This window comes from Arthrobacter sp. 2YAF22_2 (genome assembly GCF_052114645.1).
Lineage (GTDB): Bacteria > Actinomycetota > Actinomycetes > Actinomycetales > Micrococcaceae > Arthrobacter.
This window is the reverse complement of the sequence record NZ_JBFRFD010000376.1, coordinates 1-3,708: the sequence shown is the minus strand read 5'-3', so window position 1 is coordinate 3,708 and position 3,708 is coordinate 1. Positions and strand designations below refer to the sequence as shown.

Here is a 3,708-nt window from a genome sequence, read left to right as displayed (position 1 = left end):
CTACCGGGATTACATCGCCACCGCGCCGGAGGAAATGGGAGTGTTCCTGGGCTTCCATCAGGGACCTCCTGTCCCTTTCCTGCCGGAGGAATATCACGGGAAGCCCGTGGTGGTGCTGGTGGGCGGCTGGGCGGGCCCCCACGACGAAGGGGAGCGTCAATGGCAGCCGTTCCTTGACGTTGCGCCCGTCGCCGGCTCCTTCCTGGGTCCCCTTCCCTACACGGTGCTAAATACACTCTTTGACCCCATGTATCCCAAGGGCCTGCAGGCCTACTGGAAGTCCGCGTTCCTGCCCCGCCTGACCGACGACGTCGTCCGTGTCGCAGAGAAGTTCGGCGAGGGCATTCCGAGCGTCCAGACGGCCAACCACTTCTATCCACTTAACGGGGCCGTCCAGCGGGTCGCGCGGGACGAGACCGCGTTCCCGTACCGCGACGCCGACTTCGCGGTGGACATTGCCTGCCATTGGGAGGATCCGGCTGACAATGAGGCCAACATGAAGTGGGTGCGCGACTACTACGCCGAGCTCCACCCCCTCGGATCCGGTGCGGGCTACGTGAACTTCCTCGACGCCGATGACCAGTCACACATCGAGGACACCTACGCGGGGAACTACGCCCGCCTCGCCAAAGTCAAGGCCAAGTACGATCCCGGCAACCTCTTCCACATCAACCAAAACATCAAGCCGGCAGGCTGACACTTCGACAAACCTGGCGAGTCTACGCGGTTGCTGCGCCGGGGCGTCACCGGTTTCTCAGGAGCTGAGCATGCGGGAACAGCAGGACATTGTTGTCATCGGCGGCGGTCAGGCCGGGCTCGCGATGAGTCGGGTGCTGCAGCAGCAAGGCCGCGAGTACGTCGTCCTGGAGCGCGGGCGGGTCGGTGAGCGCTGGCGGACCGAGCGATGGGACTCCCTTTGCTTTCAGTTCCCGAACTGGACCCTGCAGCTGCCTGGCTACACATATCAGGGGCAGGACCCGGAGGGGTTCGCCCCTTACCGCGGGATCCTTCGTCTCCTTGAGGAATATGCGGGGCACATGCCGGCTCCCGTGCGTGAGCACACCGAAGTCCGGGGTCTCGCAGCGCTCGGCGGGGATGAGGGCTTCGAGCTGTCCCTGGCTGACGGGTCCATCCGCGCGCGGAACGTCGTCATTGCGACGGGGCCCTTTCAGCTTCCGCGGATCCCCGCCTTGGCGCACGAGGTCCCACGATCGGTCCTGCAGCTCGACCCCACGCGCTACCGGCGTCCGGAGGCACTGCCGGAAGGTGCTGTGTTAGTTGTCGGCAGCGGGGCCTCCGGCACCCAGATCGCCGACGAGCTGCTCCGTGCCGGACGCCGCGTCTACCTCTCGGTCAGCAGGCACCGGCGCGTCCCGCGGCGCTTCCGGGGCAAGGACGCCTACTGGTGGTTCGAAGCACTGGGCCGTTTCGCGCAAACCATCGACACTTTTCCCGAGCGTCAGTACCCGCCGTCGACGGTCGTGACAGGGGTGAACGGTGGCTACGACGTCGACGTTCGCAAGCTTGCGGCAGTTGGGGCGAAGGTGATCGGCCGGGTCACCGGAGCGTCGGGCGGCGAGCTGGGGGTGCAAGCCAACGCGAATCAGATCCTCGATGAGGCCGATCAGGCGTACGCCAGCTTCGTGGCGGCAGCTCGGGACTTCATCAGAAGATGCGGTGAGGATGGGCTCACCGAGGCGGATCCGGGGGAACCAGAGCCTCTTCCCGGTGTACAGGAGGTCGAGTCGCTGAGTCTCCCGGAGGAAGGCATTACCACTATCATCTGGGCGACGGGGTACGCCTACGACTACGGCTGGGTCAAAATTCCGGTGTTCGACGTCCGCGGCCGGCCCGCCCAGCAGCGCGGCGTCACCGCCGTTCCGGGCCTTTACTTCCTTGGGTTGCACTGGATGCACACCTTCAAGTCCGGACTGCTCTCAGGAGTCGGCGACGACGCCGAATTCCTGGTCAATCGGATGTCTCGGGGTCTCCAAGAATAGACATTGCGGGGGGCCGTGACGCCAGCTTCTTGGGATGGTCGCCTTACGGGTGCGCCTGCGCCTTCAGGGCCGCGTCCTTGTGGTTGATGAGGGTGTCGCGCGAGTTCCTCGCCGAACGCACATTGGGGATCCGGCGTCGGCCAGGTGACGGAACCGGCGGGAAGAGAAGGCGCTGTACTTCGCCCAGTGCGCCTACTGCCAGACTAACGGTCAGGAAAGTTCGGGAAGGAAACAAAATATGACGTTCCAGCCATACCGTTCACCATCAACCGGGTGCAGAGTACGCGCCGTCCTCTTCGACACCTTCGGCACGGTGGTGGACTGGCGCACCGGCGTCGCCAGGCAGGCGGCCGCCTTCGCCGCGGCACAGGGGCAGGATCTCGACGCCGAGGCGTTCGCCGATGACTGGCGTGCCCTCTACCAGCCGGCAATGGAGGCCATCCCTCCGGATCCCGCGCGTTCGCCACTTTGGACAAACTCCACCGCGAAAACCTGGACCCGGTACTCCGCCGCCACGACTTCGATCCGGCCCGGCTAGACGCAGGAACCCTGGAGGAACTGAACAAATCCTGGCACCGGCTGCCCCCGTGGCCGGACAGCCTGGAAGGTCTGGCCGCCATCCGCCGCGGCTACATCGTGGGCCCTCTCTCCAATGGCAACACCTCGCTGCTGCTGGACATGGCCAGGAACGCCGGCCTTCCGTGGGACGTCATCATCGGCTCGGACATGACACGCACCTACAAGCCGCTGCCCACGGCCTACCTTCGGACAGCGGAGTTCCTGGACCTCAGGCCCGGTGCTGTGATGCTAGTGGCTGCCCACAACAAGGACCTGCATGCTGCCCGGGAGGCCGGGCTGGCGACGGCGTTCATCCCCCGCCCCACTGAATACGGACCGGGACAGACCGCGGATCTGACGCCGGAGAGCGATTGGGATCTCTCGGCGTCGAGCATCACTGAACTGGCCCACGAGCTCGAGGCCTGAACTGGCCACCGCGGGTAAGGCCCGGTAAGCCTGAATCAGCCAATGAGGTGCTATCTCAGGTAGGCGCGCGGCCCGGCGAGGCTACCCTGCGCCCCAAGCTCGGCGTCCCTGAAGGCCTTGTCCCAGTCGTCCATTTCAACGGCGACGTACCACCGGCGCTCGACCGACCACCGGCGCAGATAGGACGGTGCCGGTGCAGCGGTCGGCGCTGGGAGCGGTAGGGAGCGTGAGGTGGGTGGACGGTGGAGCTTGGCTGCCATGGCGGTGCGCTGGGCGACGCGGTGCCTGGCGCGTACCTGTTTAACGATCGCCACGGTAATGATGAGCGCGACGACGAACAGCCACGTTGCGGCGATCACATAAGCCATGACTGCAAGGAATAAGAGGAACCCGATAATTCGTGCCATGGCGACATTGTTCCAAGCAGGACCGGTTAGGGGAACACCCCGCCCGTTACGTACCTCACAGGTTCCCGACCAACCAAGTTCAACCTTCGCCGGCGCCTCGGGGCCGCCCACTACAGCCCAGCGTTACCGGTGACAAGCGCAGGGTTTCGACACCCTTATCAACCACAAGAACACCGCCGTAAAGGGGTTGGTGCATCCGTAGGGGCTGGAGCTTGGTGCGTTGCGCCGGATGACGACACGTTGACCACCACTCCCCCGGGCCGGACGGCGTCGAGCATGGTGTCCAGCACCGCGTTCACGCCGGCGCACTCGAAGGC

At 65.3% G+C, this 3,708-nt stretch carries 5 protein-coding genes; 4 read left to right on the top strand and 1 reads right to left on the bottom strand.

Annotation, left to right across the window (positions count from 1 at the left end):
• The 4 genes from AB4Y86_RS14265 to AB4Y86_RS14250 form a co-directional block, all read left to right on the top strand.
• A partial coding sequence (locus AB4Y86_RS14265; protein WP_441402859.1) for a BBE domain-containing protein occupies positions 1 to 697 on the top strand: 697 nt, incomplete at its 5' end.
• A 70-nt stretch (positions 698 to 767) separates the two neighbouring features.
• A complete protein-coding gene (locus AB4Y86_RS14260) occupies positions 768 to 2,000 on the top strand; it encodes an NAD(P)-binding domain-containing protein (RefSeq protein ID WP_441402858.1) in 1,233 nt (410 codons plus the stop codon).
• 238 nt (positions 2,001 to 2,238) lie between these two features.
• Entirely contained in the window at positions 2,239 to 2,538 is a 300-nt protein-coding gene (locus AB4Y86_RS14255; protein WP_441402857.1) for a hypothetical protein, read from the top strand.
• On the top strand, positions 2,469 to 2,984 hold the full coding sequence (locus AB4Y86_RS14250) for an HAD-IA family hydrolase (protein WP_441402856.1): 516 nt from the start codon (positions 2,469 to 2,471) through the stop codon (positions 2,982 to 2,984). Before AB4Y86_RS14255 ends, AB4Y86_RS14250 begins: the two co-directional genes overlap by 70 nt.
• A 50-nt stretch (positions 2,985 to 3,034) precedes the next feature.
• Here the strand turns inward: AB4Y86_RS14250 and AB4Y86_RS14245 are convergent, their stop codons facing one another.
• Positions 3,035 to 3,391: a hypothetical protein gene (locus AB4Y86_RS14245; RefSeq protein WP_441402855.1), complete on the bottom strand. Its 357-nt coding sequence runs from the start codon at positions 3,389 to 3,391 to the stop codon at positions 3,035 to 3,037.
• Between the last annotated feature and the right edge of the window lie 317 nt (positions 3,392 to 3,708).

What these genes read in the sequence shown, in the direction of transcription:
- AB4Y86_RS14260 (WP_441402858.1), top strand. Translation starts at nt 768, where the DNA reads ATGCGGGAACAGCAGGACATTGTTGTCATCGGCGGCGGTCAGGCCGGG.
- AB4Y86_RS14245 (WP_441402855.1), bottom strand. Translation starts at nt 3,391, where the DNA reads ATGGCACGAATTATCGGGTTCCTCTTATTCCTTGCAGTCATGGCTTAT.
- AB4Y86_RS14255 (WP_441402857.1), top strand. Translation starts at nt 2,239, where the DNA reads ATGACGTTCCAGCCATACCGTTCACCATCAACCGGGTGCAGAGTACGC.